Source organism: Dyella japonica, from assembly GCF_040545895.1.
In the GTDB taxonomy this organism is placed as follows: Bacteria; Pseudomonadota; Gammaproteobacteria; order Xanthomonadales; family Rhodanobacteraceae; genus Dyella; species Dyella japonica_D.
The window spans coordinates 154,672-180,416 of record NZ_JBEPMU010000006.1 but is presented as its reverse complement, the minus strand read 5'-3'; the positions used below and the strand labels follow the sequence as shown (position 1 = coordinate 180,416).

At 60.2% G+C, this 25,745-nt stretch carries 37 protein-coding genes and 1 tRNA gene; 11 read left to right on the top strand and 27 right to left on the bottom strand.

Annotation, left to right across the window (positions count from 1 at the left end):
* The first annotated feature begins 63 nt into the window (after positions 1-63).
* The 8 genes from ABIC75_RS19105 to ABIC75_RS19070 all read left to right on the top strand — a co-directional run bounded on the left by ABIC75_RS19105 (position 64) and on the right by ABIC75_RS19070 (position 5,359).
* A complete protein-coding gene (locus tag ABIC75_RS19105) occupies positions 64-642 on the top strand; it encodes a cysteine dioxygenase family protein (protein ID WP_354015491.1) in 579 nt (192 codons plus the stop codon).
* Between the two features lie 25 nt (positions 643-667).
* Positions 668-753: transfer RNA gene (locus tag ABIC75_RS19100), tRNA-Leu, on the top strand.
* Positions 754-1,171: 418 nt separating this feature from the next.
* Positions 1,172-1,570, top strand: a complete 399-nt coding sequence (locus tag ABIC75_RS19095) for a DUF3761 domain-containing protein (RefSeq protein WP_354015490.1) — start codon at positions 1,172-1,174, stop codon at positions 1,568-1,570.
* A gap of 50 nt (positions 1,571-1,620) precedes the next feature.
* Positions 1,621-2,211 (top strand): DUF3251 domain-containing protein, encoded by a 591-nt coding sequence (locus ABIC75_RS19090; protein WP_354015489.1) that lies wholly within the window; start codon positions 1,621-1,623, stop codon positions 2,209-2,211.
* An 893-nt stretch (positions 2,212-3,104) separates the two neighbouring features.
* On the top strand, positions 3,105-3,419 hold the full coding sequence (locus tag ABIC75_RS19085) for a HigA family addiction module antitoxin (RefSeq protein WP_354015488.1): 315 nt from the start codon (positions 3,105-3,107) through the stop codon (positions 3,417-3,419).
* A 482-nt stretch (positions 3,420-3,901) separates the two neighbouring features.
* A complete protein-coding gene (locus tag ABIC75_RS19080; RefSeq protein WP_354015487.1) occupies positions 3,902-4,600 on the top strand; it encodes a class I SAM-dependent methyltransferase in 699 nt (232 codons plus the stop codon).
* 262 nt (positions 4,601-4,862) lie between these two features.
* A complete protein-coding gene (locus ABIC75_RS19075) occupies positions 4,863-5,084 on the top strand; it encodes a TonB-dependent receptor (RefSeq protein ID WP_354015486.1) in 222 nt (73 codons plus the stop codon).
* An 86-nt stretch (positions 5,085-5,170) separates the two neighbouring features.
* Positions 5,171-5,359, top strand: a complete 189-nt coding sequence (locus ABIC75_RS19070; RefSeq protein ID WP_354015485.1) for a hypothetical protein — start codon at positions 5,171-5,173, stop codon at positions 5,357-5,359.
* A 38-nt stretch (positions 5,360-5,397) separates the two neighbouring features.
* On the opposite strand, the gene ABIC75_RS19065 is transcribed toward ABIC75_RS19070, so the two are convergent.
* The 3 genes from ABIC75_RS19065 to ABIC75_RS19055 all read right to left on the bottom strand — a co-directional run bounded on the left by ABIC75_RS19065 (position 5,398) and on the right by ABIC75_RS19055 (position 7,426).
* Positions 5,398-5,916 (bottom strand): 2'-5' RNA ligase family protein, encoded by a 519-nt coding sequence (locus ABIC75_RS19065; RefSeq protein ID WP_354015484.1) that lies wholly within the window; start codon positions 5,914-5,916, stop codon positions 5,398-5,400.
* A 149-nt stretch (positions 5,917-6,065) separates the two neighbouring features.
* Positions 6,066-6,380, bottom strand: coding sequence for a hypothetical protein (locus tag ABIC75_RS19060; protein WP_354015483.1), 315 nt, complete (start codon positions 6,378-6,380; stop codon positions 6,066-6,068).
* Positions 6,381-6,673: 293 nt separating this feature from the next.
* Positions 6,674-7,426, bottom strand: coding sequence for a hypothetical protein (locus ABIC75_RS19055; protein ID WP_354015482.1), 753 nt, complete (start codon positions 7,424-7,426; stop codon positions 6,674-6,676).
* 258 nt (positions 7,427-7,684) lie between these two features.
* On the opposite strand from ABIC75_RS19055, the gene ABIC75_RS19050 reads away from it, so the two are divergent.
* Both ABIC75_RS19050 and ABIC75_RS19045 read left to right on the top strand, forming a co-directional pair.
* Positions 7,685-7,900 carry a hypothetical protein gene (locus tag ABIC75_RS19050; protein ID WP_354015481.1) on the top strand — a complete coding sequence of 72 codons (216 nt, stop codon included), beginning with the start codon at positions 7,685-7,687 and terminating at the stop codon, positions 7,898-7,900.
* Positions 7,901-7,984: 84 nt separating this feature from the next.
* Complete coding sequence (locus tag ABIC75_RS19045; protein ID WP_354015480.1) at positions 7,985-8,305, top strand: hypothetical protein; 321 nt, start codon at positions 7,985-7,987, stop codon at positions 8,303-8,305.
* 280 nt (positions 8,306-8,585) lie between these two features.
* Here the strand turns inward: ABIC75_RS19045 and ABIC75_RS19040 are convergent, their stop codons facing one another.
* The 3 genes from ABIC75_RS19040 to ABIC75_RS19030 are packed head-to-tail and all read right to left on the bottom strand — an operon-like array spanning position 8,586 to position 10,081.
* Positions 8,586-8,897, bottom strand: coding sequence for a hypothetical protein (locus tag ABIC75_RS19040; protein WP_354015479.1), 312 nt, complete (start codon positions 8,895-8,897; stop codon positions 8,586-8,588).
* Positions 8,898-8,927: 30 nt separating this feature from the next.
* Positions 8,928-9,830, bottom strand: coding sequence for a DUF72 domain-containing protein (locus tag ABIC75_RS19035; RefSeq protein WP_354015478.1), 903 nt, complete (start codon positions 9,828-9,830; stop codon positions 8,928-8,930).
* Positions 9,827-10,081, bottom strand: coding sequence for a hypothetical protein (locus ABIC75_RS19030; protein WP_354015477.1), 255 nt, complete (start codon positions 10,079-10,081; stop codon positions 9,827-9,829). Before ABIC75_RS19030 ends, ABIC75_RS19035 begins: the two co-directional genes overlap by 4 nt.
* Positions 10,082-10,615: 534 nt before the next feature.
* Here ABIC75_RS19030 and ABIC75_RS19025 point away from each other — a divergent pair.
* The gene (locus tag ABIC75_RS19025; RefSeq protein ID WP_354015476.1) at positions 10,616-11,416 is read left to right on the top strand and encodes an FkbM family methyltransferase; all 801 of its coding nucleotides are present in this window, start codon (positions 10,616-10,618) and stop codon (positions 11,414-11,416) included.
* 203 nt (positions 11,417-11,619) lie between these two features.
* Here the strand turns inward: ABIC75_RS19025 and ABIC75_RS19020 are convergent, their stop codons facing one another.
* From ABIC75_RS19020 to ABIC75_RS18925, 21 genes are all read right to left on the bottom strand, one after another.
* Positions 11,620-12,639, bottom strand: a complete 1,020-nt coding sequence (locus ABIC75_RS19020; protein ID WP_354015475.1) for a hypothetical protein — start codon at positions 12,637-12,639, stop codon at positions 11,620-11,622.
* 67 nt (positions 12,640-12,706) lie between these two features.
* Complete coding sequence (locus ABIC75_RS19015; RefSeq protein WP_354015474.1) at positions 12,707-13,369, bottom strand: DUF2612 domain-containing protein; 663 nt, start codon at positions 13,367-13,369, stop codon at positions 12,707-12,709.
* Positions 13,369-14,547 (bottom strand): baseplate J/gp47 family protein, encoded by a 1,179-nt coding sequence (locus ABIC75_RS19010; protein ID WP_354015473.1) that lies wholly within the window; start codon positions 14,545-14,547, stop codon positions 13,369-13,371. Before ABIC75_RS19010 ends, ABIC75_RS19015 begins: the two co-directional genes overlap by 1 nt.
* Positions 14,544-14,897, bottom strand: coding sequence for a hypothetical protein (locus ABIC75_RS19005; RefSeq protein WP_354015472.1), 354 nt, complete (start codon positions 14,895-14,897; stop codon positions 14,544-14,546). The genes ABIC75_RS19010 and ABIC75_RS19005 overlap by 4 nt, the downstream gene beginning before the upstream one ends.
* A gap of 43 nt (positions 14,898-14,940) precedes the next feature.
* Entirely contained in the window at positions 14,941-15,297 is a 357-nt protein-coding gene (locus tag ABIC75_RS19000; RefSeq protein WP_354015471.1) for a hypothetical protein, read from the bottom strand.
* Positions 15,297-15,953, bottom strand: a complete 657-nt coding sequence (locus tag ABIC75_RS18995; protein ID WP_354015470.1) for a Gp138 family membrane-puncturing spike protein — start codon at positions 15,951-15,953, stop codon at positions 15,297-15,299. The genes ABIC75_RS19000 and ABIC75_RS18995 overlap by 1 nt, the downstream gene beginning before the upstream one ends.
* Positions 15,946-16,869: a phage protein gene (locus ABIC75_RS18990; protein WP_354015469.1), complete on the bottom strand. Its 924-nt coding sequence runs from the start codon at positions 16,867-16,869 to the stop codon at positions 15,946-15,948. Before ABIC75_RS18990 ends, ABIC75_RS18995 begins: the two co-directional genes overlap by 8 nt.
* Positions 16,866-17,174: a phage baseplate plug family protein gene (locus ABIC75_RS18985; RefSeq protein ID WP_354015468.1), complete on the bottom strand. Its 309-nt coding sequence runs from the start codon at positions 17,172-17,174 to the stop codon at positions 16,866-16,868. The genes ABIC75_RS18990 and ABIC75_RS18985 overlap by 4 nt, the downstream gene beginning before the upstream one ends.
* A complete protein-coding gene (locus ABIC75_RS18980; RefSeq protein WP_354015467.1) occupies positions 17,171-17,767 on the bottom strand; it encodes a phage baseplate protein in 597 nt (198 codons plus the stop codon). The genes ABIC75_RS18985 and ABIC75_RS18980 overlap by 4 nt, the downstream gene beginning before the upstream one ends.
* On the bottom strand, positions 17,764-19,590 hold the full coding sequence (locus ABIC75_RS18975; protein ID WP_354015466.1) for a hypothetical protein: 1,827 nt from the start codon (positions 19,588-19,590) through the stop codon (positions 17,764-17,766). Before ABIC75_RS18975 ends, ABIC75_RS18980 begins: the two co-directional genes overlap by 4 nt.
* Entirely contained in the window at positions 19,587-19,727 is a 141-nt protein-coding gene (locus tag ABIC75_RS23105; RefSeq protein ID WP_436407945.1) for a DUF6889 family protein, read from the bottom strand. The genes ABIC75_RS18975 and ABIC75_RS23105 overlap by 4 nt, the downstream gene beginning before the upstream one ends.
* A 35-nt stretch (positions 19,728-19,762) precedes the next feature.
* A complete protein-coding gene (locus ABIC75_RS18970; RefSeq protein ID WP_354015465.1) occupies positions 19,763-20,164 on the bottom strand; it encodes a phage tail assembly chaperone in 402 nt (133 codons plus the stop codon).
* The gene (locus tag ABIC75_RS18965; protein WP_354015464.1) at positions 20,164-20,607 is read right to left on the bottom strand and encodes a DUF3277 family protein; all 444 of its coding nucleotides are present in this window, start codon (positions 20,605-20,607) and stop codon (positions 20,164-20,166) included. Before ABIC75_RS18965 ends, ABIC75_RS18970 begins: the two co-directional genes overlap by 1 nt.
* A 9-nt stretch (positions 20,608-20,616) precedes the next feature.
* Positions 20,617-22,098, bottom strand: coding sequence for a DUF3383 domain-containing protein (locus tag ABIC75_RS18960; RefSeq protein ID WP_354015463.1), 1,482 nt, complete (start codon positions 22,096-22,098; stop codon positions 20,617-20,619).
* Between the two features lie 12 nt (positions 22,099-22,110).
* Entirely contained in the window at positions 22,111-22,674 is a 564-nt protein-coding gene (locus ABIC75_RS18955) for a phage neck terminator protein (protein ID WP_354015462.1), read from the bottom strand.
* A 3-nt stretch (positions 22,675-22,677) separates the two neighbouring features.
* A complete protein-coding gene (locus ABIC75_RS18950; protein WP_354015461.1) occupies positions 22,678-23,052 on the bottom strand; it encodes a hypothetical protein in 375 nt (124 codons plus the stop codon).
* A 3-nt stretch (positions 23,053-23,055) separates the two neighbouring features.
* The gene (locus tag ABIC75_RS18945; RefSeq protein WP_354015460.1) at positions 23,056-23,535 is read right to left on the bottom strand and encodes a hypothetical protein; all 480 of its coding nucleotides are present in this window, start codon (positions 23,533-23,535) and stop codon (positions 23,056-23,058) included.
* 3 nt (positions 23,536-23,538) lie between these two features.
* Positions 23,539-23,928, bottom strand: a complete 390-nt coding sequence (locus tag ABIC75_RS18940; protein ID WP_354015459.1) for a DUF4054 domain-containing protein — start codon at positions 23,926-23,928, stop codon at positions 23,539-23,541.
* A 2-nt stretch (positions 23,929-23,930) separates the two neighbouring features.
* A complete protein-coding gene (locus ABIC75_RS18935) occupies positions 23,931-24,176 on the bottom strand; it encodes an STY1053 family phage-associated protein (RefSeq protein ID WP_354015458.1) in 246 nt (81 codons plus the stop codon).
* Between the two features lie 3 nt (positions 24,177-24,179).
* On the bottom strand, positions 24,180-25,181 hold the full coding sequence (locus tag ABIC75_RS18930; RefSeq protein WP_354015457.1) for a DUF2184 domain-containing protein: 1,002 nt from the start codon (positions 25,179-25,181) through the stop codon (positions 24,180-24,182).
* A gap of 77 nt (positions 25,182-25,258) precedes the next feature.
* Entirely contained in the window at positions 25,259-25,744 is a 486-nt protein-coding gene (locus ABIC75_RS18925; protein WP_354015456.1) for a structural cement protein Gp24, read from the bottom strand.
* Between the last annotated feature and the right edge of the window lies 1 nt (position 25,745).

The window sequence follows — 25,745 nt, the reverse complement described above, 5'->3', positions numbered from 1 at the left end:
GTTGCCTGCGCCTCCGGGCCGGCGCTGCTAAGATGGCCCGGCAGCAAGAACTTCGAGAAGACCATGCTTACCCTGGATTTCCCCGGCTCCCGCAAGCTCATTGACGCCATCGATGCCGCCGTGTCTCAGGACACCACGCGCGCCGTCACTGATAGCCTCCGCAACAGCCTGTGCAGCCTCATCCGCAGCCAGACGGTGAAGCTGCCCGACTGCGTCTTCGAGACCGCCGAAGGCCGCTACGCGCGCCGCGAGCTCTACCGCAGCGAGGATCACGGCTACTGCGTTGTGGCCATGACCTGGGGCCCCGGCCAGGGCACCCCCATCCACGACCACTGCGGCATGTGGTGCGTGGAAGGCGTATGGAGCGGCGCGCTGGAAGTGGTGCAGTACGAGCGCCTCGCCGACGAAGACGGCAACTACTGTTTCCAGCCCGTGGGCTCCATCCAGGCCGGCCCCGGCTCCGCCGGCAGCCTGATCCCGCCGCACGAGTACCACACCATCCGCAACCCCAGCGACGACGCCGTCGCCGTGAGCCTGCACATCTACTCCGGCGCCATGACCCACTGCGCCGTGTTCCAGCCCCTGGGCCACAACCAGTACCAGCGCACCGACCGCCAACTGGGGCTCGACCCGGTCCACTGAACCCGGCATAATGTGCCGCTGCAATGCCGGTGTGGCGGAATGGTAGACGCGGTGGACTCAAAATCCACTGGCAGCGATGTCGTGTAGGTTCGAGTCCTATCACCGGTACCAGGTTTCAAAAGAAAAGGCCTGACTATGTCGGGCCTTTTTTTGTTTGCTTGATGCGTTCGCCTGGAGTTCTCCTTCCAGGACTCCGGAATCGCTGGGGCAAAAGTGCACTCTGACCCCAGTTCTCTGACCCCAGTTCTCCGTTCGCTAGCGCGCCAAAGAAAAGTGCACTCTGACCCCAGTTTTGCCAACCCCAGTTTTGCCAGTTTTGCCAGTTTTGGCTTTCGAATCCGAATAGAAAACTACGTATAGGAAAATCCTCTTTCCAAGTAAGACCCAAAACCCAGAAAGATGCTCCTTCGGCCTTCCACCGCGGGGCGACCGTCGCGTGCCTAAAGGCCAAACCCGCCTAGCCATTTGGGGTAATTGCTAACTCCCAAGGCCTGAGTAAATTCCCCTTTCATCATCAGGGGGATGATGTATGAGATTTTCTGCCCTTTTTGCGGCGGCTCTATTGAGCCTATGCCCTTGGTCTGCCTCGGCCCAAGCCGCGCAGAGCCATGCCCTTTACCGATGCACAGCCAGTGACGGAAGCATTGTATTCACCTCAATGCCTCAAACTGGTTGCGTGGTCATCGCCGTTGCCCGCACTCCAGGCAACCAGCAAACCTCCACTCAAAGTGCCAAGCCAGATGCCACACTGGTGGAGCACGGCGGTTATACGAATCACGACGGTGTAGCAATCCATCGACCAGCACATACCGTTTCCGGCTCAGCGCCAGCAGGAGCGAGCGCCCAATGCCGCGACGGCTCCTACAGCTTTAGCACCCACCACAGCGGAACATGCTCGCATCACGGGGGCGTGGCGCAGTGGCTTTGAACCCAAATTCAGGCCGATCAGAATCAATTACTCTGGGAGCGCTAGCAAAAATGTCGATCCTTATTCGCATGATGGTCGCCGCAACCTCGTTCGCGTCCGCCGCAGTTCTCGTTGGATGCTCCCCGGCTCCTGCCGATACCACTGCAGCCAACAATAAGGTTCAGGCGCTAGAAGCGCAGGTCACCTCCCTACAAGCACAGGTCCAAACACTTCAGAAAAGCTTTGAGGACGAGAAGCAGCGCCAGACATTTGCAACTCTAATGGGCAATGCAGAGAAGATCGCCTACCTGACTCCCGGCACAGATGGATATTCTGTGATCCACTACGATCTTGGGACGCTTACCGTCCAACTGGCGGATGTCGAGCCCTACGCCAACGGCTCAAGAGTGATACTGAGGTTTGGCAATACGATGGCAGCCGTTGTAAACGGTCTAAAGCTCACTGTGGATTGGGGAGTCGTCACCGAACAAGGTCCCGATAACCAGCACCAGCATTCCAAAGAAATTACCTTTTCGGAGCAACTGCGTTCGGGTGCTTGGACTTCGGTGCCAGTCGTCTTGGATGGCGTACAGCCCGCCCAACTTGGGTTTGTGAGAGTGCACGATGTGGCCCACTCGGGAATCGTCTTGCTGACTAGATAAGCAGTGAGCCTAAAGAATTACACGCATTAGCGTCGATCCGGTTGAGCGAAAAACGGGGCCATCTCAGGTTCACTTCTCGTCCTCTAAGAAGTGCCCACCAGTGAAAGGTGCCAGGGACAATTTCATGGGTCTGCGTGCACGTTTTTGAGAGCGCACACTGCTTTCAGTTCTTCAAAGGGATGGTGCTGACATTCGGTAGGCATAGTGCCGTCATGCTCACCCGCAGCCCGGCTGACACTCATCTCGCCCAACCCTGGTAGACGATCCAAACCCTGCTCGTTAGGGTCGGTTTGTCATTCGCGCTGTCTGTCTGATGGGCTTCGCGAATGACCATGACGATCAAGTCATGAGGCGCGGGCCGTGAGTGCTTCGAACACCCACGACCCGCTAACCATCACCAACTTACAGAGAGTTGATCATGGCTATCCGCGATCATACGGTACGCATTCGCTCGTCCGTTCCCCCTGACGACACCTTCACTCCGCCGCTTGGCGACGCAGCACGCACGCGTGCGGCGTGGCCTGAAACCCTGCGCTTACGCACTCGTGGTGACATCGCTTTGGCGGTGCTCGCCCTCACACGCTTGCGTGTCGATAGCGAGCAGTGCCGCGACGCGCAGGCGCTGGGATTTCCCGGCAGGCCGCGGCCTTGGCCGCTTCCTGCGGCCGTCGCAGCGAGCCTGGGCACGGCCATCCACGGCCTCGCCCGCCTGCTCGGTGACGAGCCACGAGTGACTACCTCACGCCTCCGATGATCGCCGTGGCGGCGCATCGGCCAACAGCGCGATGCGCCGCTCTCGGACGATCACCGACGACGCTGCCAAGCATTCACTGACACGGAGCGCTGTAAGCGCCTATCCGCCGCGCGGCCGTGCCCGACAAGGGAAGACCACCATGGAACTGATCCAGCTCACCCCGCATTCGGATGTGGACCCCTCGCAACCCCTGCGAGCCCCCGGCGACATCCTGCTGCACGCCTACCTGATCCCCAACGCCCTCAACCCCGCGCAACTCGCCCGCCGCACCGGCATTCCCGCCACCCACATCAAAGCCTTCATCGCCGACACCCATCCCATCACGCCCAAGATTGCCCTCCGCCTTTCCCTGGCCTTCGACACCACCGCCTTCTACTGGCTGGCCCTTCAGGCGCGGTATGACTTGGAAAGGGCGAAGCCTGTGGTGCGCGCTTATCGTCCGCTCGTTGATTAAGCGGGGTTGGGGCACAGGAGTCCGCACAGGTACGAAAGCGCAAAACAGCGGAAGAACTGGGTCAGTTTCACTTCTATCCTTCCGAGTGCGAGAAATGAACCCACTCGGCTGTGGAGCTCTAGCGCTTTTCCATCGAACACCTCCGTGCAAGGATCGCCCTCGCTTTGCGGTGTCCGAGAAATAGGGGGCGGTCCCAACCCACCCCGTTTCTTTCGGCATTTTAGGGCGCCCGTGTCTCAACGTGCGCTAAAGCGAGCTGCCATAATCGCGCCACTCAGCCAAAGGACGGAACGATGGGTGATCTTCTAACGATGCTGCGCGAATCTGGTTGCGAGTCAGTGCCATCCTGCCCACTGTGTCACGCCCCAGGCATTCCCGACGCTCGGTGGAGTGCCCTGCTATCTCTGCGCGAGCCCTTTGGCGTAGCTCGCTGCGACGCGTGCCGCCATCGCTGGCTTACGCCCAGGCCAAGCCCCGCCGGAGTGGATCGTCTTTATAGCGCCGAGTTCTACTTCGAACCCAATGATCTTCCGGAATACGCACTGTTCGCCGAGCAGCGTGCCGATCACTTTCGTGATCGCGCCAAGAAGATGACCGACGCAAAGCCCGGACTATCTCTGCTTGATTACGGGGCGGCGACGGGCGATTTCGTTGCCGCTGCATCATCTGCTGGTGCCCAAGCGCACGGCATAGAGGTATCCGCCGATGCAAGGGCCATTGCCATGGAGCGCGGCATACGGCTCCTCGCGCCGCATGAAGATCATCTGCTGCCTGAAAGCTTCGACGCCATCCACATGAACCATGTGCTTGAGCACATGCCGGATCCCGTCGAGCACCTCAAGTGGTGTCACGTGCGCCTAGCGCCTGGCGGCCGCATCTGCATCGAAGTTCCCCATCAGTTCGACAACGACACGGATCGTTTGCGGCGCGCCATGGGTGTCGGTGGACGGCAAGACAAATTTGATGCCTTCTCCGTCCACCACACACAATTCTTCACGCCGAAAAGCCTGCGGCGCGCCGTCGAATTGGCAGGGTTTCGAATTCAGCAGCTCAGGACACCCATCGCGCCGACCAATGGCCCCGCCTCACTGAAACGCCGCGTTATTGGCGCGGCGCTCCGTGCGGCGAATGTCTTCCACCATGGCGGCGATGTCATCGAACTATGGGCTGCCCGTCAGTAGACCCTGATGTCGCTGATATAGGAGGTCTGAGTCCAGGCCGATGCCGCCGGATACAGCGTGGCCGAGGCGCTGGACGTCATGTCCGACGTGATGGTTGTCCAGAGGATCGAAAGCGGGGTCCGTAAACGGGGGAGTCCAGGCTCGCTTCTCTGGCACCGCTCGCGTGGTTTGTCGCGGTACCGCCTCCGCCGTCCAAGAAATTCACGCGCCCCAACTCGCAAGAGAGTAGTGTGAATTCGCACGAGTTGCGGAGGGCTTCATCATGGCTGACGTCGCCGGGATGACCAGTAATGGTTTCAACTACACGGCCGAGTACATGGCTGCCGTGCATGACAGTGTGTGCTGGGCGGCGACGTTCCGCCTGAATGGTATTTACCGGGGCATGCGCCACGGCAGGGTTTTCGATGTGGCGGCGCTGTCGACGACGGAGCTCGAGCTGGCCGTGCAGGACGATATCGAAGACACCTGGGTCAATGAGCACTGACGGCCAGCACGCTGTTATTCCCGCCATGCAGCCGGCTCGGATTAGAACAGCGCTGACGCATCTTCCCTTTCGCACCCAGGCGCACCATGGCCACCATGTGGACGTGCATCCGCTGTAAAACCGAGTTGACGACGAAGGACGCGCTGCCGTCCATCGACAGCTTCGGTGGCTATGTGATGTGCCCCGTTTGCGGCAGGCGGAATGGTCTTCGCAGCATCAGTGATCGTCGTGATGACGTTCCCGTGGCGCTTGAGCAGGTGGACGAGCCGGAATGATTGCGGCGCGTTCGATCTGCCTGAAGTGATGGCGTCGATCAATGCAGGAAGGCGAACTGCCTTTGCTCGCGCCACCGGCGATTTTCGTTCACCAGCAACGACATCGATTCGCACCAGCCATACACGGGGCCATGGTCGGCCAGTCGCGCTTCCAGTTCGTTGATGACGGCGGCCTTCTCGTGTTGCACGTGACGCGCCACGGAAAGATGCGGAACGAAATCGGGAAACGCGCCGCCACCCTTGGGATGGTCGGGAAACGCGCGTTCCAGCGCGGAGGCGATCTGGATGATGGGTTTGGCCGGTTCGGGGGCCAACCACACGACGGAGGGAAAGGTGTCTACGTGCGCGAGGCGGAACATCGGCGCAGGCATGTCGGCCACCACGTCGCGCAGACGCGCCAGCAGGCCGGGCGTGAGCAATTCGCTGTCGATGAAGGGATAGATGAGGGTGATATGCGCGCCAAGTCCACGGCGCGCCGAGGGGTCGTATTGGTCGCGGAAGCTGCCGACCACGGCTTCGGCCTCGGGCACCATTAGCGCTAGCAGGGTACGCGCCATGGTTGGCCCGTCGCCTTCCTCCGGTTCGGCCGCTGGCCGTGCCTTGCCATTATGGCGCTGCCGATGACGGTGGCGACACTCGACGAACGGCCGGGAAAAAACCGCTTACCGTGTGCGAGGGCCGGACTGCCTGAAAGCCCGGCAGATGGTCAGCGCCAGCCGCCCGCGCGTTTGAGCGGCTGCGGCATGGCCAGCGCCACGTCGGGCCAGGTCACGGGCTCCAGGCCATCGTCGCCTTGCAGTTCGCGAGCAAAAGCAACACCCGTGTCCTCACCCGCCTGCATGGCCGGCGCGGAGGATCCGAAGATGGCCGAGGCCTCGCCGCTGGTCAGTGCTTCCCAGTCGGCGCGATTCATCAACGGGGAACGAAACAGCGTCCATGTTCCAGTCCAGAGCGTCTTGCCCTCGCGCACGACGTCGAACGCGCCGCCCTGCACCAGGTAAATGCCAACGAGTACCGCCATGAAGAACTCCCTTTCGCTCTCTGCGTCATGCGGGGGAACCGTCGGCGGGGAAGCCGACCGGCAACATGGAACGCTGAAGGCCCTCTTAGGGAACGCAGCTTACGGAGAGCTGACGACGGATGAGCGTGGCAAAGGTCATACTCCACAACCGCATGAATTTGCGACGTTTTTGCCCCGGGAGAACGGCCCCATCATCCGAGGACCACGTCGGACGGTGCCGACCATTCGACTGCCTGCAGCGAATGGTCTTCATGACGCGGCTCTCCGCGACATCAAGGTTGGGCACACCCGTATCACGGCAGGTTGAGCACCTCGGCACCCTGCTCACCGAAGAACACCAACCCATCGCCCAGCATGGCGTAGCCCTGCACCACGGCCATGTAGTGCGGTGAGGCGTTGGCGATGCGATCGACATAGCCGGGGGTAAAGATGCGCTTCCATTGCGCAGTCAATTGTTTGGCATCGCGCACCTGCTCGTGCCTGTCCGGGCCGTGATTCACGCGCAACGGGAAATGCACGTAGCGCGCGGCCTGCACACTGTCGCCGTTGATCACCGCATCGCGAAACCCTTTCGCGCGGGCTTCGAATACCTCGTCGGTCTGGTCGGTGATGGACGCGTACCAGTGATCCTTTGGTGCTGCAGCGAATAGACCGCCACCCTGCAGCTTCACCGGCAACGTCTGCTTGCCATCCGTCCAGGTACCTTCAAGGCCAATGCTGTTGTCGAAGTCCAATGGCTGGCCATGCTCGCTGCCATTGCCCACGAAATGCAGGGTCATGGTGGCGCCCTGTTCGTGCAGCACGAACGTGCCGTCGTGGCGTTCGCCGGTGAGTGGAATATCGGTGAGATGGCGCAGGTAGTAATAGCGGCTGGGCGCCACGTGTTCGCCTGCCATGTCGAGGATGAGCCCGATGCGTTGCGTGCCGAGCGTGCCGGCGTAGGTGGCCTGTCGCACTGCATCGGCCATGGCGGAATGCCACGCTGCCAACCAGAGAACACCGCCCAGCACGAGGCTGGTCAGCCAGCGATTCGGGTGTATCCGCATGCGTACGTCCCTGCTCGGCGCATCGAGGCGTTGATAGCGCAGCCTAACGCGCGGGCTGTTGCGCCGCATGCAACGCGATGTGCCCGTTCGTGCGTGATAGCGCAATCACCTGTCGCAAGGCCCATGGCACGTTCCTTGATTGTCTATGGCCCGACACTTGGCGCCTCGAAGAACAAGAACGACTCGATGAGGCCTGGGTGATGGCATTCCCCGTCACCATTCGTTTGACCGTTTCGCGGGCGTCAGGGGCGCTCACGCATGAATATGAACTTCTGTGTTGTGGACGAGGCAGAGCACGAACTTCAGGTGCTTTGTGAAGTTGACCAACTGCCGGGGCGGGTTGCCTGGCGTGCCCATATCTATGGCACTGTATCGTTGCAAGAGGAACTCAGCGGCGAGGCGGTGGACCAGGATGCGGTCGCCGGACACGTGCAGGCCGAGGTGCTCGACAGGGGCATTTTCGCCAAAAGCTGACCTACAGCGTCATGGCGCTGACGAGGAACGACATTCCGTCCTTCCACCCGCATAGGGAGTGTGCATACCGACTTGAGCTGCTGCATGAGTGTGGTGATGGCTTTTTCGACAGAACGCATCGTGCTGGCCTGGGTGGAGGACTTGGAGCAAGGGCTCGAAGAACTCTCGCGCAGTCACCGACAACTTCATCAGGACGCATTGCTGAAGGATCTGCTGCAATCGGCCTGCAGTCTGTTGGCACTGTCGCAGACCGAACTTCGCGAACTTTCAGGTGCCGATGTCCGCTTGCTCGACAACGGCGCCGGCAACATCACGTCAGCACAAGACATCAAGCAGCTGTGCGCTCGCATCCGCCATGTTTTCAGGGCAGGCACCGGCGACAACGCCTGCGAGTCGACTGACTGAAGCCTGCCCGGCGCCGCCATGGCGCTACTCAACCACCTTTCGGACAGAGCGCCGCCTGGCACAACCGGGAGATCGCTACCCCGCCCCCGAAACGCAAAGGCCGGCATCGCTGCCGGCCTTTGTGCATGTGCGCAATGGTGCCCCCGATACGAGACGGGAATGGCTCAACCGCGCCGTTTGCTGGCAATTCTGGGGAATTTCTGTGCAGTCCCCAAAAAATCTGCAGGGAGGCGTGGTCGAGCGTGGCCCAGGACAGCCAGCGGAATCGAACGGGCGTTACCTATTTCCCCGACGGCCCGAGATCCTCGCGGTACTGCTGAAGGTGTTCCTCGGTGGCCACGAATGGCTCCGGCCCGTACCAGCCCATCATGTCCGCGTACTCCGCAAACATCAGCTTGCAGGCTTCGCACCCACACTCGCCCGCACAGCGCGACTTGCATGCTGGTGTGCAGGTGCACGGCACGGGTGGCTCGAACGCAGTGTTGTAGCCGGCCGGATAGCTCACGGGCGGCTCGACCTCGCGGTCGGTGAAACTGGGGTAGCGGCGCCGTCCTTCGGCGGTGGGGCTGTCGATGGATTTGTCGTTGCTCATGGCGGCATGGTACGCCGCGGCCCGCTCCGCCTAAAGGAGCATGCCCTGCAGGGTGCTGGCATTGCGCTGCCCCTGGTCTTCGAAGTTGTTGTTGAAGACGACCTGGACCAGCTCAGCCTGACGCCGCAGGAGCTGGATCTGACTGGCCAGCTCACCCAATTCCTGGTCGGAATAGTCGTAGTTGAAGCGGTCGCTCGCTGCCGTCGCGCCCTTCACGTTCCAGGTTGCGCGATTCCGGCCGTGCAGCCGAACGATGGCGCGGTGTGGGGTCGTCACCTCCCATATCTGGGGGAGGCTGTTCTTGAACCCCTGCGGCATGTCCACGATGACGTGTGCAGCAACCAGTTGGCGCTCGAAATCCAGGGTGGCCGCTCGGTGCTCGCCGTCGAACCAGCGCTCCTGGCGGAACTCGGTGGAGATGTCCCACCCGGCCATGCGATCGGCGCATTCGTTGATGTGGGCATACCACGCCTGGGTCGGCACGACCCAAGGTGGAAACTGGAAGTGAACGGCACCCAGCTTGCCGGCGTCTCGCAGCGGCTGCAGCGCCCCCTTGAATTGACGCCACATCTCGTCGACCAGCTCGCCGGGCATGTCCGAGTAGTAGATGTGCCGGTTGGAAACGAAGTGGCCCTGCACTTCCTTTGCGATTGCCGGCGGCAGCGACTTGGCTTCGGTCTGATGGCCGGTGAGGAGGCGGAAAGCCTTCACGTTGAAGGTGAAGCCCTTCGGGGTTCGCTCGGCCCACAGCATCGAGTTGCGCATCGAGGGCATCGCGTAATAGCTGGAGTCGACCTCAACCATTGGGAATTGGGAGGCGTAATAGCGGAGGCGGTCTTCGGCGCTGCTGCAGCCTCTAGGATAGAAGCGCTTGGACGAGATTAGGGTCTTGTCCGTCCAGCTGGCTGTGCCTACCTGGACGCGGCCGGTCACGGCGACTGGGGCGGGAGCGGGATGTTGTGTTTTGCCAGCAATGCGTCGATTTGCTGGTTGACCCACTCGTAGTCTTCGGCCGATGCATCGTCCAGAATCACGTCCGACTCACCCGCGAAGGCGGCCCAGAAGTCGCCCGACACTTCACCCGACGGGTCGGGCTCGTCCTCTCGGGTGTCCTTGACCAGATCGGGAATCGCCCGATCGAGCGCGGCGAGGAGCTGCTGAAGTTGTTCGCGGGTCTTGGCCATGGCCCCAAGGTTACATGCCCGATGTCAAGGCCGCGCCAAGCGGCGCGCCCGCTGCATCTCGAAAGAGTCGATCAGTAGCGGCGGCGTTGGCGGACTTTACGCTTGCCCACCCATGGCAAGTCCTGATGGGATGGCTCCGCAGCTACGGCGTCATTCCCCTGGAGATGCCCAACGGGTTGCCCGTTGGGAAGCGCGTAGCTACCGCGCTCCTGCGGCAAGACGAGCCGATGCATCCTGGACCGCAGGAAACCGGTTACCTGCCTCTTCGCCCAGGGCAGCGAGCCCGGACCGTGCGGACCAGGGTCGCGCGCGCCCCGCTCAAACGTGAACACCCAGCCGCCGTCCACTTTACGGAGCGTCGCCAAGGTGACGTGCCCATTCGCGCTCTGCGCCAGCAGAACGTCATGATTGCCAGGTGGCGGGCAGACCCATATGAGCATGCCGCCAGCCTACGCCGGCGGCGTCTCAGGTCATGCGAATCGCGTGGACCCCTGTAGAATGTTACGACCTGACGTGCGGTACTCGGAGTAACAAATGGATTTTGTAGTCGACATCGGCGGCAAGGACCACGTCCTTGATTCAGACGATCAGTACCTGTCGCAGGTTGGACGGGTGTTTGAACCCCAAACGGTCGCTCTGTTTCGTGTGCTCGCGCCGCAGCCCCGAACCGTCCTTGACGTCGGCGCCAACGTCGGTTGTACGGCGCTCCTCTTTGCAGACATGTCCAAGCGCGTTCACGCGTTTGAACCGTCGACATCGACCTTCAGTTTTCTCGCGAAGAATACCTCTTCCGTGCCCAACATCAGCATCCACAATCTCGGGCTGGGCGCCAAGCATCACCGAAGCCAGATCACCTTCAACGAGCAAAACCGATCAGGCGGGTTTGTGTCCATGGGGACGACGACCAACGAAGGTCACGTTACGGAAACGATCGAGATCGAGACCCTAGACCGCTTTGCTCGAAGGCACCAGGTGGGCGACATCGATTTCATCAAGCTCGATGTCGAGGGATACGAAGCTCACGTGATCAAGGGCGGCAAGAAGACCCTCCGCAAAAACCGGCCGACAGTCACCCTCGAATTGAATCACTGGTGTCTAAATGCGTTCCAGAGGACGTCCGTGCCGGACTTCTTCGACTACCTTCGATCGGTATTTCCGGTGCTCTACGCCGTTGAGCGTGGAACCTATCTAAACCTTCACGATGCTCGGGAGGCTTATATCGCCATGTACTTCCACATCGTCCATGGGCAATACAAGTCGCTCGTGGGAGCCTATTCGACTGATCAGCTGGCCGCCTTCCTGGCAAGACATGAGCATCGGAGCATCAATCACTAGGCTGATCGCGCTTCATCCAGGCGAAGGAAGATTCCGCTGCGAATTTGGCGCGAAAGAATTGTAGAAGGACGCCCATTGGGGATCGCTAGTCGCAACGGTCCCGAGGTTCTCGTAAGCGCCAGCGTCCTGGGGGCTTGCGAAATACGTGATGACGACCGAATTCGTGGCATCAGCGAACTGGACATTGACGTCCATCATCCCTCCTAGATCGAGTAGCCATTGATGATGATGCCGGCAGACGTAAACGTGCCGGAAGAGACATTGCAATTCCACCAAAAGGTCTGCGGCGTCAATAGGGCGATGCCGTTGACTTGAACATTGAGCTGCCCGATAGATCCGGAGTTACCCGCGGCCTGAGCGCCCAGGATCGATCCGGTTGATGTGATGTATAGATTGACGAGAGTGTTTTGCGCGCTTGCCCCACCCTGGCACTGCATAGCAGTATTAATTTTTCGAGCATTTTTCGGAACGATGGTTGCGATGTTAACCGCCGCAAACGTTCCTTGAGGGATCGCGGTCGTCGTCGTCACCGCGTTCGTTCCAGCAGTGAAAAAGTCTCGATCGATCTGCGCACCAATGACGAACTGTCCGCTGCCATTGGTTGGCCACACGCTGACGAGGCCGCTGGCCGTGTATCCCGATGGCATATTCGCGCCGCCATAGACGGCTGGGGCTGCCGCACTCGTCGCGTTGACCGCGAGCAGCGCTGATGTGCCTGTCGTCGGGTTGTAGATCGCGTATAGGGCAACGAAACCGCTGACGGGCGCGCTACCGGTATCCATGCCACCAGCACCGGTGGTCGCTAGATTCACGGTCTTGTTGAACGACGGCAGCACGTAGGTCAGCCCCGTTAGGCCAGTTCCGACCACGATCTGGTCAGCCGTCATCGTCAAGCTGCTGGATGCCGCGGTCTGATTTACTGCGAGGTTCCTTGCCTGCCCAATGACCGCAATCGACTGTGCATGAATTGCGGCCTTCAGGTTGGTAAGCAGCGTTGTCGTCGTCCCGTCATCGGTGGCGTTCTGGCCAGTCGAATCGACGATGAGCTGAGCGACGACAGCGGCCATGATCGAGCCCTGGCGCCATGCCTTGTTGCACGCGGCTGACTGAGCAACGCCCGAAGCAAATCCAGGCCCTAGAGCCGCGAGAGCTGCGTACGCGGCCTGCGACAGGACATTCGCTCCCGACCCCGCGGCGAACGGGAGAAAGTCATTACTTGCCATGTGTGGTGATCTCCAGAAACGAGAAAGCCGCCCGAAGGCGGCTTGGTTGGAATGCTTGTCGAGAAGGTTAGAGCTGAGTTGCCCAAGCCCCTACGTCCCAGCCCGACACGTATTGGTTTTCCATGTCGAAGCCGAAGATGGGCGCACCGGATGAACTGGTGACGATGTACGAATTGACGAGAACGCCCTCGGGTTTAAGTGGGATATAGCCGCCCTTAAGAAGCGCAAGCAGCACAGCTGACGGAATGACCCCGGACACGCCGAAGGTCATGGTCATGTCCTGGTTGTCTTGGATGAAAACGTTTGTGCCGTTGTCGAAGATCTGATTGAGAATCGCGGCCGACGTGCCCAGCGTTCCATCCCAGTGATTGGCGCCAATCTTGGCGCGTATCAAAATCCGGTATGTGCCGTCATCCAGCAGCGTCACGCCCGTCGACGGGTCGAATGGTCCTTGCCACACGCCCTGGTCGAATCCGACGCCAGCGATGTCGAAGGAGAAGTAGACGCCCGTCAGGGGCGTATTCACGCGCCGGCTGACACCTACCCAAAGGCCGATAATATCGAGCTGGTCGCCTACGGCCTGATCCAGATCGAAGGCTGGGATTAAGCCACCAAGCGCGTTCTGTTGGTCAACAAAGCACTGCGCAACGGCCGCAACCATTGCGCTGAACTTAGGCTTGTCGGCGTGTTCTGACGTGATCAGGCCGACATACTGGGAGACGTCAGCCATCAGGACACCGTGAGCGTGACAGCGGACGGCGTGCAGGTCGACACTTGGTTGAAGGCCAGCGGCACATCTGGAACGCCAGCGCCCCCCGGACCTGTAAGCGTCAGCGCCGTCAGCTTGAACGTATTGCTGTTCGGTACGCTATTGGCTGCAGTGATGGCATCAGCCCACTCCACCGTACCACTCGATCCGCCACCAATATCCACGCCGTTCACGTAATCGGAGACAGCCTGCTGCACCGCCTGGCCGATTGTCGTGCTGTATCCGGCCAGGGCCTTAAGCGAAATGGCCACAGTGATCGGTTGAGCGGTAGGTCGGAAGAACCTGATGGTGATCGGTCGTCCATAGATGTCCGTGACGGACACGGAGGTCGTGCCGTAGGTTCCGGCCCCTGGTGTCTTCTTTGTGGCGATGGCATTGGCGATAGCAGTCGCGTCGCCACCGTCAATCACCATGGAGATCGAGTGGGAGGGAATGCCATTGCTGTCCGTCGCGTTGGTATCGTTCTCGTAGGCGCGCAACCGATCGACGCCAGTGATCGAGGCAACCGAACCAACGATGCCATCCAAAACGGTCAGCGAAGGAATGGCTGTGGATACCGTTTGACGATAACGAAGATCCGCATCGGACTCGACCGGCTCTCCGGGTGTCGCGTCAGAGGGATTGGTCACCGACTGCCAGCCCAGCGTCGGCGTCTTGATGACGGTCACTGAGCCCGCTGGGGCATCGATAGCACCGATGACCGAGCTTGTGGCTGTCACTGTGATCTGGCCGGCGGCCGGGATGACAACTGATGGAGGAAGCGCCCACTGGTTACCGTTCGAGTCCTGCACGATGCCATTGGTGATCGTCACGCCAGCCTGTCCGGTGATCAGGACATCTACCGTGGAGAAGCTCGATACGGCACGCGCAATGCCGTTCAACTTCACATTGTTCGACAAGGCCGCACCCTGCGATGTGGCCGGGCTCATGCTCTGGTAGATCTGGATAGCTACTGCATTGGCGTCGTTGATGGCGCTGGCCACAATGCCTAAGAACTGGCCGTCCTGGCTGTCTGGGTCCAAATAAATGTCAGCTCCGTAAATGGACTGAAACTGACTTTGCAGATATGCCAGCACGTCGGCGTAGGACGGCGCGCTGATGCCCGTCGACGAAATGATGGGAGCGGTCGTGGTAATCACAGTGTCGTCTCTACCGTAGCCGGTCCATAGATGGTGGTTATGCTTGCCGAGACGCTGAAGCGTCGCGTGTTGGGGTCGACAGAGCTGCTATACGAATCCAGGGATTGGACGCCCTGCGTATTGACGATCTGTTGCTTGATCACGAAGTCCCTGATGTTCTGCGTGTACTTGCCAAGGACTTGTGTCCGCCATGGCAAGCCCGCGGACGTATCGAGGAACCACTCCCCAGAAAACAGCTCAAGACGCGTCTGCACAGCCTGTGCCACCGCTTCGGGTTGGTCTCGATAAAAGTCTGATTGCCCATGACCGAAGACGTAGTCGCCGTTGGCGTCGAGCTTTCGATAGCGCACGGATGCTCCTAAACGAAAAACCCGCCTTGCGGCGGGTTTGGGATCACTTCAGGTCGGGCCTGTCTTTGGCTAATCGCAAACATTGGTTGTAGGTATGCAAATCCAGCGTTTGACGAAATCCGGTTTCGTAGTCGCAGCGCTCCCATACCATCTGGCTTACTGAAGGGTCGGCATACAGGTCATACCAGGCCTTCCATTCGCCCTTCTGATACGTGATGCATTTGTCGTAGAGATCGGGCTTTGCTTCAGATTTCGCGAGGCCTGCGCACTGATCCTTGATGCCTCGCCAAATGTTCTTGAGCTGCTCATCCGTGTAAAGGACGTGCTTGCCATCTGCATGCGCGAGTGAGCACAGAACGAACAACAGTCCAACAAAAATTGCGGGGCTCAGTTTTTTCATCAGTTCACCGGTGTGGTGATAGCCGTGGCGCCCTGCGCCGTGTGCGTGTGGGTATTGTCGATTCGCTTGCCGTTCGCCGATACGGTTCCGGTGAACGTCGTGTTGCCATTCACATTGACCGGACCCGTCAGATTGATACCACCTGGGGCCACGATGTTGACAATGTGTCCCACCGGGTCTAGCTCAATATGCGACACCCCATCATCCGACCTAAGCTGCACAGTCGACGTGCTGATCGAGCTGAGCATCTTCGCTTGCGACATCGGTCCGACATGACACACCGCATCCGACAAATCATGCCTGCGGCTATCGTTTGGCGGCTGTATTCCACCGGACTGCTTCCAACCACCAATCGCGCGGCAAGCAAACGATACCCAGCACTCGTCGCCAGGTGCAATGGGAAAAGTGAGCGTTGCCCCACCGCCACGCGGAAAAATCACAGGAACGCCAGAAAGTACTGGGTAATTGACACTTTTCGGGGCCTGATCAGGCCCTGCAATCTGACCTTGCACACCAATCTGGACAGTCGCGGTATTTGTGCTCGCGTCGTAAGCAACGACGTACCCAGGCAGGGATGTCCAGACTTGAGAGAGCAGGCCTTCGATAGCGACGCGAAGCATTTCCTCTTCGTCGTTCCAACGCTGACGGTTATCCATTCTCTGGAACCTGTTCGTTGAAATTGCTCGTCAGAGGTGCCGTTCCATCAACCGCTGCGCACACGCAATCGGTGTACCAAGTATTCCCGCGCGTGTCGCCCGCATGAACAACTTGGAATGTCCTGTAGAAGCCGTCAGCATCGAAACTGGGAACGACCTCAGCTTTCTGATATTTGCTCGTCAATGTCAGTGACGCGATATCACTGTCGTTGAGCTGGATCTTGCTTCCAGCCTTGATCGCTGGGTTGAGCAGCATCTTCACGACCAAACCGCCGATGGTTTGCTGCGGCGTGCCGATCATTCCGGATGCCGCATTGATCTGCGGAACGGCGCCGGGAAGATAGCCCTTGATAGGGACGAAGTTGAGCTTTCCGTCCTCAATACTCCAGGTGCAGTTCTGTTGATCGGCGAGCGTCCTTAGGACGTCACGCGTCTGTCCATGCACCGTCTTGGCATCGGGAGCCGGGTTATTCGTGAAGTCAGGCTTGTAACCCGCTGTCACGCCAAATGCAGAAAGATCCTTGAGGCATCGTTGGTAGATATCGTCCGCGCTGTAGCCCTTGTCGATCGTCCAACTCGAGGTGGCCCAGCCGAATGCTTTGTCACCGTCCTGAGCCTGGATATCGATGAACGTGTCGGTCGCCGATTCCTTGCCGCGGCGAACCATGGTGATCTCGCCCGTAAAGATTTGCGCGATGTTGCCTTGGTATCCGGCGCTCAGCTTCACAGAAGTGAACTCATTCTGGATCAGCTTGGCAAGATCGTCGGAGACGTTGAATACCCGTGCTTCCAGCGTTTTAAGGGTTTGCACTGTGGCATTTTTTACCTCAAAACGGATGTGCAGGTCGGACAGATCAAACGCCTGCGTTTGGTTTCCGACGATGAGTGAGCAAGCACGAAGGTACTGCTGCGTCACGGCGTCACCACATACAGATGAGACTGTGTGCCGAGATTGGAATAGGTGGGCACTGCATCAGGATCGCCGTCAGTGGATACCCAAAGCTGGAAGCCAAGGCCCAAATAGGCATACTGCCCAATCAGATCGCACCCGGTGACCAGGGGAATTCCTTGCACGATGGGATTGCTGTTCACGTCGGCGATGTCGAGTACCCATTCAGAAGCGGCATCGCGCCAGATCAACGTGAAAACGTAGGTGACGGTGAGGATGACTACCTGGAACGACTGCGACTTCCCAGACGTCGGGATTTCGTTGATGGTCATGAACCACTTCCAAGGAATCCAGCAAACGACGAAAGAACGCTCTGCGACACGGGTTTGGGCTGCACCGTTCCGTTGTTCACGACGGGGGCGGTCTGCTCTGGGCTGGCCTGGTTGGACGGGTCGACCTGAACCTCCTGGACGTTGACGATGAAGATCTCCTTAAAGGTGATCGTCACGCTCAGGATGTTCTCGCTGTTCTTGTCGGTGATTTGTTCAATCGCCTGAATCAGCATATTGCTGTATGGCCGCTTCCCCGTCTGGAGGGTGAATGGCTGCCGGGAAGCCTGCAAAGTCAGTAGCTGGTCGTAGATGTCCTGAGGATCGCTGCTGATGATCCCGCCGCCACCGATGTCAAAGATGGCCCCGCTATTGCTCCATCCGTATCGCGCAGTAACCGTCGATGGAATCTTGTAGGCGTGGTCCGTGATCGCGGCGCCGTTCTGGATAGGGTGCTCGGTGATCGCCAGTTCATCGCGCGCGCGCTCTTCGATCGTGCATTGAGGGATGATGGTCCCGATTGCGCGCGACGTGCGCAGAAGGATGTCCTCGACCTCGCCCGCGATGACCAGGCCAACCGAAGAAAGGATGCTCACATCGCCGCCGTTGTCTGGAAGTTGCGTACAAGACGCTGGTTCACGGTGTCTTGCTCACGACCAACCGCCGATGCGGTTTCTTGGGCATTGCCAGAGCCGTAAACGTTGATCGTTGTCTGGGCGCTCAGATTCGCACCTGCTGCCTGCTGATACATGGCATCGCTGTACGGATTGCGCCCCTGCTCGTGCAACGTGATGGCCTGCATGAGCTTTGCCTTGGTGGCCACGTCGTTGAGGTTCAACTGCGCATCGGGGCTTACGCCCAGGCGCCCGGCGACATCAGCGATATAAGCACTGGTGTTGTTCTCGTTCGACGGCGCGTAGGTCGACACGATGTCGCGCACCGTTTGAAGCTTCTTGTGCCCAGCAGCTGCCGACTGACCCGTGAAGTACAGGCTCAGCTGGTTGCTGAGTGCATTGAGGCCATCTTGCGGCGTCGCGTAGGACCCAAAGGTGCCACCCGGGCCGGTACGAAGGTTTCCTGGATTGTTCTGGCGAAGGCCTAGCGGCTGTGATCCATCGGTCGCCGGAGCGGCATCGGGCTTCCCGTGCTCATAGGACTGCCCCGTGATCTGGTTCCACAGCTGCGATGCGGCCGCGCCAAAGGATGACGCGTCCTTCTTGACATCAGGCGTGATGCCACCACTGATCTGGTTCTTCAGCCAGTCGTAGCCCTTGGCATAGGCCGCCCCAACGGCATCGCGAGTTCCTTGCGTCTTCTCCAGCACCCACTGGACGGCTTTGCTGTTTTCGACCGCATGCACGACTTTCATCACCCACTCATAGGCCTCTTTCACGGCCGCGGTGAGTTCGTGCCAGCCTTCCACGATATGAGGCCACGCAAACTTGGCAGTGGCCCACAGATTGTTGAGGCCGTCGCCGATGAGATCGATGCCCGCCTTTGCCAAGTCGATCTCAGGCTTCCATTTGCCCCAGTCGATCAGGCTCTTGCCGCCCTCCTTCCAGACTTTGAAGTCATCCCAGAGCAGCGCCACAGCAGCGGCGAGCGCGCCGATCCAAGCGACAGGACCGCCCATGATGACGGCGGTTCCAGCAAGTAGGGCCGCACCCCATTCGGCAACGGTCTTGATGTTCTCCTTGGTGGAGTCGTCCAGCGAGTTCCACCGGTACTCAAGCTCGTCCAGAACGCCGATGATGCGCGTCCCAACCACCGTGCCGAGCACTTCGAAATTCGCCTTCATCTCTCGCAGGCGGATATTAAAGTTGTGGGACAGCTCCGTGGCACGCGTGACGTCGAGGCCGTATCGGCGAAGAATGGCGCGATACCGGTCGCTGAATTCGTCGGTTCCCTTGATCAGCGCCTGTAGCGTCTTCTCGTCGATGCCAAGAACGTTTGCCCGGGCATAGGCCTGGGCGTAGGGCATGGACCGGAACAGCTTGCCGAGGTCAGTCAGAAGAACGGTGGTATCGCGCAACTCGCCATTCGCATCGCGCGTCTGGATGCCCCAGGACTTGAGTAGGCTCTCCCCGCCGGGGTTAATGCGAAGGAACTTGGCCAGCGCCTCAATCGAACCTCGTGCCGCGTCAGACGAACTTCCGAGATTGTCGGCGGCGAAACCGAGGGCTTGGATGTTCTCTGCGGATGCCTTAGTGCGCTGGCTCGTGAAATACAGCTCTTCCAGACCATTGGCCATCTTGGACACGGCTGCCATCACGGCAGTCGCAGTAGCCACGGCAGCGAAACCGAGCGCCGCTACTTCCTTGGATACATTTTTGATGCCGTCGACGAACTTGCGCTCACCGGACGTATCGACCTTGTAGCCGAGGGAGACCAAGAATTCTCTGATCACCTCGGTGCTCATCGCCTCATCCTTTCCGCTTTGATTGCGTTTTCAGCAGCTACGTCGATCGCATCGTTAGCCCATGCGATGGCCTCAAGGTCTAACGTCCCGTCAATCAGGCTTTCCAGGCGGCAATAACCCTTTGTCACCGGCCTCATGAGCCAATCCTCACCATCAGGCAAGGAAGCCCAAACTACGCCGCCGTCGTCGGGGTATTCAGTAGGGACGCGGCGCTTCCTTGAAAAAAACTGCCGAGGTTCTCCGTGATCACTTTGGAGGCGATCTGGAGCATCACGCCCATGTCGATGTCATCGAACATCTGCGCCTTGTTGACGAAGATGTTGGCCCACGACGAGCCCTGCTGACGCTGGACGATGGCGAGGCAGGTGTCCAGGACGTAATCACAATCGGCGTCGGACATGCCGGCGATGGCATCCGCGATGGGCTGGAGAAAAGTCGCGAAGTCGTCGGTCTTACCCTGCGATGCAGTAGCCAGTCCGCCAAGCACCGGCGCAAGGCGCCGGGCGACGTGGAACTGCTGTCGGGCATTGAGCTTGCCGCTCCTGTACTGCTGGCCATTGATCTCGAAGTCCATCAGTACGTACCCAGGATCTGATCGATGTAACCGGCGTCAAAGACCCATTCCATCGTGCCGCCGTCTTTGGCGTACGTGTTTTTCGGCTGCTTCTTGAAGGCCACCGCACGGCAGCCGTCGTTGTCGCCACTGGCCGTGTTGTTGATGGTGATGATGTTGTTGCCCCACAGCGCGGATGAGGTGCTCTGCAGATCGTACATTGCCTGCAACTGGGCATTGACCGGCGATGTCTTGAGCAAGCGAACCGTGACGGTGCCCGACTTGCCAGCATGAAGGCTGTGCATCGGCGTGCCATCGGCACCCACCGTCATGTTGTTCTTGTCCTCGGTCATCTCAATGTCGATGCCCTCTTCAGCAGCACCAGCACCATTGCCGAGGTTGAACGAACCGCCCGGGCCCGTAATGGTGGCCTGGACGTCGAGAAAACTATAAGCGCGGCCCATGGCGGCTCCTTAGCGGTTGACAGAGATGAGGACGTCGGAGAAATGCACGGCGCCGGCGAGCTTCACAGCAACCTGCGCGGTGGGTGCCTTGCGAGCTTCGCGGTCGGACTGGCTCTGGGTGGCCACCGGTGGCATATAGACGTAGTAGCCCTTGGTCAGGGTCTGGCCCTGCGAGATCGCTCCGAAGCCTGGAGAGTTCCACACGCCAGGCGCCATCAGCCCGTTGTTGACGCCTTCCTCGCAGGCCTGCTCGATCGCACCGGCAATCTGGTTGGTGCCCGCGTCGGTCTGAGGGATTTTGGTCGGGCTCGTATACAGCAGGTTGTAAACGTTCGTCTGGACGGCGTTTTGCAGCCAATCGAGGCCATGGCGCTCGTCGAAGAAGTCACCATTGCACATCACGCCCTGCTGGACGATGGCCGTGGAGTTGTTGAAGTTCACGAAGACGTTGCAATCCTTCGCATCAATCGTGGCCGCCTGCGTCTCATTGAGCGTCTCAGCCGCAACCGACGGCTCCTGCTTGAACTTCAGCGTGATCGTGCTGTTGTTGGCGGTGAAGTCCACTGTGAAGGCGCGACCGTAGAGAGAGGCCACGGCATAGGGGTTGCTGCTCGAATACTGAATAAAGGTGCGCGAGAAGTTCGCAGCCTGCAGCTTCGATGCAATATCCGTCGTCTGGGTCGGATCGAGAATGGCGCTCGACGACGAGGTGATGCCGTAGATGCGGCTAGGCGAAGAGGCCTCAATGTAGGTAGCCACCGAGATGTGGTCGCTATCGACCACCGAGGCATCAGCGACCATGAGCCCGTACCAGTCGCCATAGGGCGCGCAGGCCTGCACACCGGCCAGAAGGCTTTCGGCAACGACGCCCTGCACCGGCACCGAAGCGACGCCGGTGACCAAGCCCATCAGTCCCGAAATGTCTGTGCCCGAGCCCGGATTGCTTGCGTAGCTGACGCTGGACGATGCGCCGGTGGTCGAACTGACCACATCGAAGCGGTTGTAACTGGCGTTCCAGGTGACCGTCGCTGCACCGGCGAGCGCTGTGGTCACCGCCGATGCGACGCCGTTGAGGTTGTTGACCGCGGACAGGTTGATCGCTGTCAGCGTCTTCAGCGTGCCGTCGATGGTGATCTTCATTCCGCCGGAGCTCACAGCGGTGAAGTTGGCGATAGCCTGCTGGGCTACCGAGAGAACGCCGCCATGCAACACACCAGAGGTGGCCGTCTTGGCCCAGCGACCGATGTAGAGAACGGAAGGCTGCGGCGACTGCGAGAAGAACAGACTGGCGGCCAAGTATTCGGGCGCCGTCGAGCCGAAGTCGGCGACAACGCCATTGATGGTCGTGTACTGACGCACGCGCTCGTTGGTATCGATGACGGCCGACGATCCGAGAATCAGCAGCGCACCGAAGTTACGCACCGCCGCCGCCAGTGGATTGAGCGTGACCTGTACGTTGACGACATCGCTGACGGAAAGACCTTTCGACATGGGGATGCTCCGTTAGTCGTGAGTATCCGTGTCGATCTCGAAGGGAGCCGACAGGATGTTGAGAATGGGATAGCTACGTTCCACCTTTCGGCGGAAGCGGATCGCGACGTCGAAGCGGCGGACCCATTGCTGGTTGATGAGTTCGGGCGCGGCGATCGGTTTACCGACGTCGGTAACTGCGATCCCCTGCGGCGTGAGCTGCTCGCGGTTCTGGGCGATGTACAGGCCATCGCGCATGACCTTCGCGTTCATCATGCTGTTCGGGCCGTAGAAGCTGGCCAAAACGATCAGTGTTTCGTGGACGGCGTAGTTATCGTGGCCGTCACCGGTGCCGTCGTGCTGCTCCACCGGGTAGTCGTCCGGGTCCATGTTGGTTACACCAATGGCGCACCAGTCCGTGGACGGCTCGGGCTGCTTTGGAACCGTGGCCTGCCAGCGAGGGCGGACCATGGATCCTGGCAATCCTGTCACACCAACAACCACCTGTTGCAACAGCGCGTCAAGCGCATCGCCTTCCAGTGGCTCAGGACTGCCCGCCGGCAGGATGTAACCGCCGGTCGAGGAATCGTTGGGCACTACTTAGCCTCCGGAGAGCTTCACTGGCGTACAAAGCGCGGCCGTGAAGCCGGCGCCGTACGTCGTCCAGTCCGAGATGTTGAACACCGTGTACCAGTCGCCTTTCCACTGCACGAGGTCAGCATCGATGCCATCTGACCCCGCGGTGAGCGGGAACCGCGAATGGACCATGATCGACCCAGTGACGTACGAGCCTTCCGGGAAGCGTTTGAGGATGTCGCCCTGGTCGTTTGTCACCACGCCAGAGAAAGGCGTGTCCGTAGGGGTGTTCGTTGCCATGCCGCCATTGCTCACCGTCTGCGCATTGCGGCGACAAACGAGCGTGCGATCGACGAACTCGCGCGAGAACAGCAGGTGAGTGACGTTGAGTCGAGGCATGGGCTACTTCTTCCGAAGGACGTAGGTGATGGCGTTTCGAAGCGATCCGGTGTCAATCAGTGGCGTCGTTCCCGTGCGCCCCCGACGGCGGCGCGCGGCAAGCGTCGAATGTGCCAGCTCAGGAGCGATACCGGAGTTGATCTTTGCCTTCACCGCGTTTGAGGCAACGATGCCGGCCCTATGCAAAGCCTTGTCCGCAGCCTGCGCGTTACCATCCATGGCGTCGCTTGCACCCTTCTTCAGCTCGTCCGTGGCGGCCTTTTGAGCCGACTCCACGCCAGGCACGAGAAACGGACGCGCCGGAAGGTTGTTCACCGGCGAGCCCGTTTCCTGAATATATCCAATCGTGGCGTTGTTGATGGGCTCCCCGTCCTGACGCTCAGTCGTGGATGCTGGGATGCCGATCAGGACTTCGTTGGACGCGAGCTGCTGAATCGACCTCAGGACAACCGACACGTTGTCCTTGGTCATCTTCACGCCCATGGCTTAAAACTGCCGACCGCCGGCGCCGATCATCCGCGCGAACTGCAGGAACTGGATGCCATAGCGGCTCATGTTCCAGAAACCGCCATCCGTGAGGCTGACGGTGCTGGGGTCATAGCTGACCGAAACCTTGTCGACCGCCTTGGCCGAAGTGGCGCCGGTGACCTCGCCGGGCGTATTCCCATCGGCCACGTCTTCCGAGGCCTGCGCGGCGAGCACGAGATGATGACAGGCGAACAGCTCCTGGCCGATCACCCACCACGCACCCCAGAGATCCTCCGGAAGCGTGACGGCGGCAAGGCCAAGCCACAGATTGACGCCCGAGTCCGGATACGCAGTGGTATCGGCGAACTCGGGGAAATCAGTGCGCAGCTGGTCGGCGGTGACGGTCATGCTCAGCTCTTGGCGGCGGCCTTCGCGGCCGCAGCGTCTGCCTTGGCCTTGGCGGCGGCCTCGGCCTCTTCGTCCGTCTGGGTCACGCCCTCAGGAACGTCGGCCGAGTGTGCCTGCGTGTACCAGTGCTCGGCAATCTCTTCTTCCAGGCGCTGGATGCCGGCTTCGATCTTCTCCTTCACCAGCTGACCATCGCGAACGATGGTCAGGGTGAAGGCCTTCACGACGTTGACGAGTTTGCTGGCCATGGGTCAGATCCCGTCCACGTAGCCGAGGGTCTCGCCGTACACCACTTCCACCACACCCAGGCGGCCGAAATAGGTGGTCAGCTGGTGGATGCCGCGGTACTCCAGCGGGGTGCGCTGCAGCGGGACCAGCGGGAAGCGGACCAGGTTGCGGTCGTTGGTGTAGGCCACCATGCGGTTCTTGTTCGACGCACCGCGATTGGCGAGCCACTTCAGCGGCTGGATATCCAGCGGACGGCCATTGATGCTGTTGCAGATGGAGTTGTTCTTCAGGAACTCCAGGATGCTGATGTTGCCGGCCGAGCTGATCAGCGTGCTAACCAGGTAGCTGAACTGGATGGGCGGCAGCAGCAGCTTGTCCGGGCAGCGGGCGAAGCCAGACGACTGCCACACCGCTTCGAGCAACGTGTTGACGTCCGCCAGGATCTGCGCCGGCGTGGTGGTTCCGTTGTTCCAGTTTCCCGTGACAGCGTTCGTCACGCTCACTCCCGCGTTATTCACCAGGCCACTAAAGCCAAGCGTGGTATCACCGATGTAAACCTGCTCATCGATGTCCATGTTGTACTTCAGCTGCATGCCTTCGAACTTCTGCTGGTCGACCGGGCGGCCAAGCTTCTGTGCGGATTCCAGCTCAGGAATCGTCCAGCCCAGCTGCATACCCCAGAGGGTCAGCGGATTGGCCGTCTTGCCAATATCCAACTGAATACCGGTGATCGCGTTGGCATCCTTGCCGATCCAGCTCTTGCCGCTCGGCGAGGGACCGCCGGCCGCAGCGAAGCTGGAGTTGGTGAAGCTCGATACCTCATCAGCGATCGAAACGTCCTCGCGCAACTGGATGTCACGGCCCCAGGTCACTGCCGCAAGCGGCATGTGCAGAGTTTGGTCGAGCCGTTCCAGCTCGCCGATCAGGAACGAGCCCGAGCTGTCGATGGTGGCCGCGTCGAAGGTCATCAGACCGTCGCGCGTGTAGGCGCGCTTCACAGAGCGCGGAAGAATCAATTCTTTCATGGTGTTCGGTCTCCGAATCGCGCCCACAAAAAAACCGCCCGGAGGCGGTCTCAGTGCGTGGCAGCTTGTGGGTGGGATCAGATGTTGTAGGCGATTTCGACGTTACCGCTGGCGTCAGCCGGACCCATGAAGGTGCAGTTGGCGACAAGGATGGTATTGGTGGTGTCCGAGGCGGCCTCGATGCCACCGATCGGCTTGCCGGCAGAGGCATTCGCGACGCGCACGTACACCGGGCCGTTCAGCGCGGCGGTGCCTGCATTGAGCTGCACGGTGGCATAGCCGCGGCGCAGGACGTTGGCCGGTCCCGAGGTCGGCGGCACGGCCGTGCCGAGGCCTTCCTGGCTGGAATTGGCCGGGAACGGTTTCACCAGCAGGCCATAGATGGCGGTCGCCGCGTCACCTGCGCCGACCGGATCGAGCTTGCCGCTCACGATCTTGCCGAAAAGGCCGAAAGCCGAGAACGGGGCGGCCGAATCGAACGGCACCGTCTCAATGGTCTTGTTCTCTTCGCGGGACACCATGCCGGGAATGCCCGACGGCATGCGGAAAAGGTAAGCAGTCATA

Bases quoted from the DNA above. Each gene is read 5' to 3' on its own strand.
- ABIC75_RS19105 (WP_354015491.1), top strand. From the start codon at position 64: ATGCTTACCCTGGATTTCCCCGGCTCCCGCAAGCTCATTGACGCCATC.
- ABIC75_RS19095 (WP_354015490.1), top strand. From the start codon at position 1,172: ATGAGATTTTCTGCCCTTTTTGCGGCGGCTCTATTGAGCCTATGCCCT.
- ABIC75_RS19090 (WP_354015489.1), top strand. From the start codon at position 1,621: ATGTCGATCCTTATTCGCATGATGGTCGCCGCAACCTCGTTCGCGTCC.
- ABIC75_RS19085 (WP_354015488.1), top strand. From the start codon at position 3,105: ATGGAACTGATCCAGCTCACCCCGCATTCGGATGTGGACCCCTCGCAA.
- ABIC75_RS19075 (WP_354015486.1), top strand. From the start codon at position 4,863: ATGGCTGACGTCGCCGGGATGACCAGTAATGGTTTCAACTACACGGCC.
- ABIC75_RS19070 (WP_354015485.1), top strand. From the start codon at position 5,171: ATGGCCACCATGTGGACGTGCATCCGCTGTAAAACCGAGTTGACGACG.
- ABIC75_RS19065 (WP_354015484.1), bottom strand. From the start codon at position 5,916: ATGGCGCGTACCCTGCTAGCGCTAATGGTGCCCGAGGCCGAAGCCGTG.
- ABIC75_RS19060 (WP_354015483.1), bottom strand. From the start codon at position 6,380: ATGGCGGTACTCGTTGGCATTTACCTGGTGCAGGGCGGCGCGTTCGAC.
- ABIC75_RS19055 (WP_354015482.1), bottom strand. From the start codon at position 7,426: ATGCGGATACACCCGAATCGCTGGCTGACCAGCCTCGTGCTGGGCGGT.
- ABIC75_RS19050 (WP_354015481.1), top strand. From the start codon at position 7,685: ATGAATATGAACTTCTGTGTTGTGGACGAGGCAGAGCACGAACTTCAG.
- ABIC75_RS19045 (WP_354015480.1), top strand. From the start codon at position 7,985: ATGAGTGTGGTGATGGCTTTTTCGACAGAACGCATCGTGCTGGCCTGG.
- ABIC75_RS19040 (WP_354015479.1), bottom strand. From the start codon at position 8,897: ATGAGCAACGACAAATCCATCGACAGCCCCACCGCCGAAGGACGGCGC.
- ABIC75_RS19030 (WP_354015477.1), bottom strand. From the start codon at position 10,081: ATGGCCAAGACCCGCGAACAACTTCAGCAGCTCCTCGCCGCGCTCGAT.
- ABIC75_RS19025 (WP_354015476.1), top strand. From the start codon at position 10,616: ATGGATTTTGTAGTCGACATCGGCGGCAAGGACCACGTCCTTGATTCA.
- ABIC75_RS19020 (WP_354015475.1), bottom strand. From the start codon at position 12,639: ATGGCAAGTAATGACTTTCTCCCGTTCGCCGCGGGGTCGGGAGCGAAT.
- ABIC75_RS19015 (WP_354015474.1), bottom strand. From the start codon at position 13,369: ATGGCTGACGTCTCCCAGTATGTCGGCCTGATCACGTCAGAACACGCC.
- ABIC75_RS19000 (WP_354015471.1), bottom strand. From the start codon at position 15,297: ATGAAAAAACTGAGCCCCGCAATTTTTGTTGGACTGTTGTTCGTTCTG.
- ABIC75_RS18995 (WP_354015470.1), bottom strand. From the start codon at position 15,953: ATGGATAACCGTCAGCGTTGGAACGACGAAGAGGAAATGCTTCGCGTC.
- ABIC75_RS18985 (WP_354015468.1), bottom strand. From the start codon at position 17,174: ATGACCATCAACGAAATCCCGACGTCTGGGAAGTCGCAGTCGTTCCAG.
- ABIC75_RS18975 (WP_354015466.1), bottom strand. From the start codon at position 19,590: ATGAGCACCGAGGTGATCAGAGAATTCTTGGTCTCCCTCGGCTACAAG.
- ABIC75_RS23105 (WP_436407945.1), bottom strand. From the start codon at position 19,727: ATGAGGCCGGTGACAAAGGGTTATTGCCGCCTGGAAAGCCTGATTGAC.
- ABIC75_RS18970 (WP_354015465.1), bottom strand. From the start codon at position 20,164: ATGGACTTCGAGATCAATGGCCAGCAGTACAGGAGCGGCAAGCTCAAT.
- ABIC75_RS18965 (WP_354015464.1), bottom strand. From the start codon at position 20,607: ATGGGCCGCGCTTATAGTTTTCTCGACGTCCAGGCCACCATTACGGGC.
- ABIC75_RS18960 (WP_354015463.1), bottom strand. From the start codon at position 22,098: ATGTCGAAAGGTCTTTCCGTCAGCGATGTCGTCAACGTACAGGTCACG.
- ABIC75_RS18950 (WP_354015461.1), bottom strand. From the start codon at position 23,052: ATGCCTCGACTCAACGTCACTCACCTGCTGTTCTCGCGCGAGTTCGTC.
- ABIC75_RS18945 (WP_354015460.1), bottom strand. From the start codon at position 23,535: ATGGGCGTGAAGATGACCAAGGACAACGTGTCGGTTGTCCTGAGGTCG.
- ABIC75_RS18940 (WP_354015459.1), bottom strand. From the start codon at position 23,928: ATGACCGTCACCGCCGACCAGCTGCGCACTGATTTCCCCGAGTTCGCC.
- ABIC75_RS18935 (WP_354015458.1), bottom strand. From the start codon at position 24,176: ATGGCCAGCAAACTCGTCAACGTCGTGAAGGCCTTCACCCTGACCATC.
- ABIC75_RS18930 (WP_354015457.1), bottom strand. From the start codon at position 25,181: ATGAAAGAATTGATTCTTCCGCGCTCTGTGAAGCGCGCCTACACGCGC.
- ABIC75_RS18925 (WP_354015456.1), bottom strand. From the start codon at position 25,744: ATGACTGCTTACCTTTTCCGCATGCCGTCGGGCATTCCCGGCATGGTG.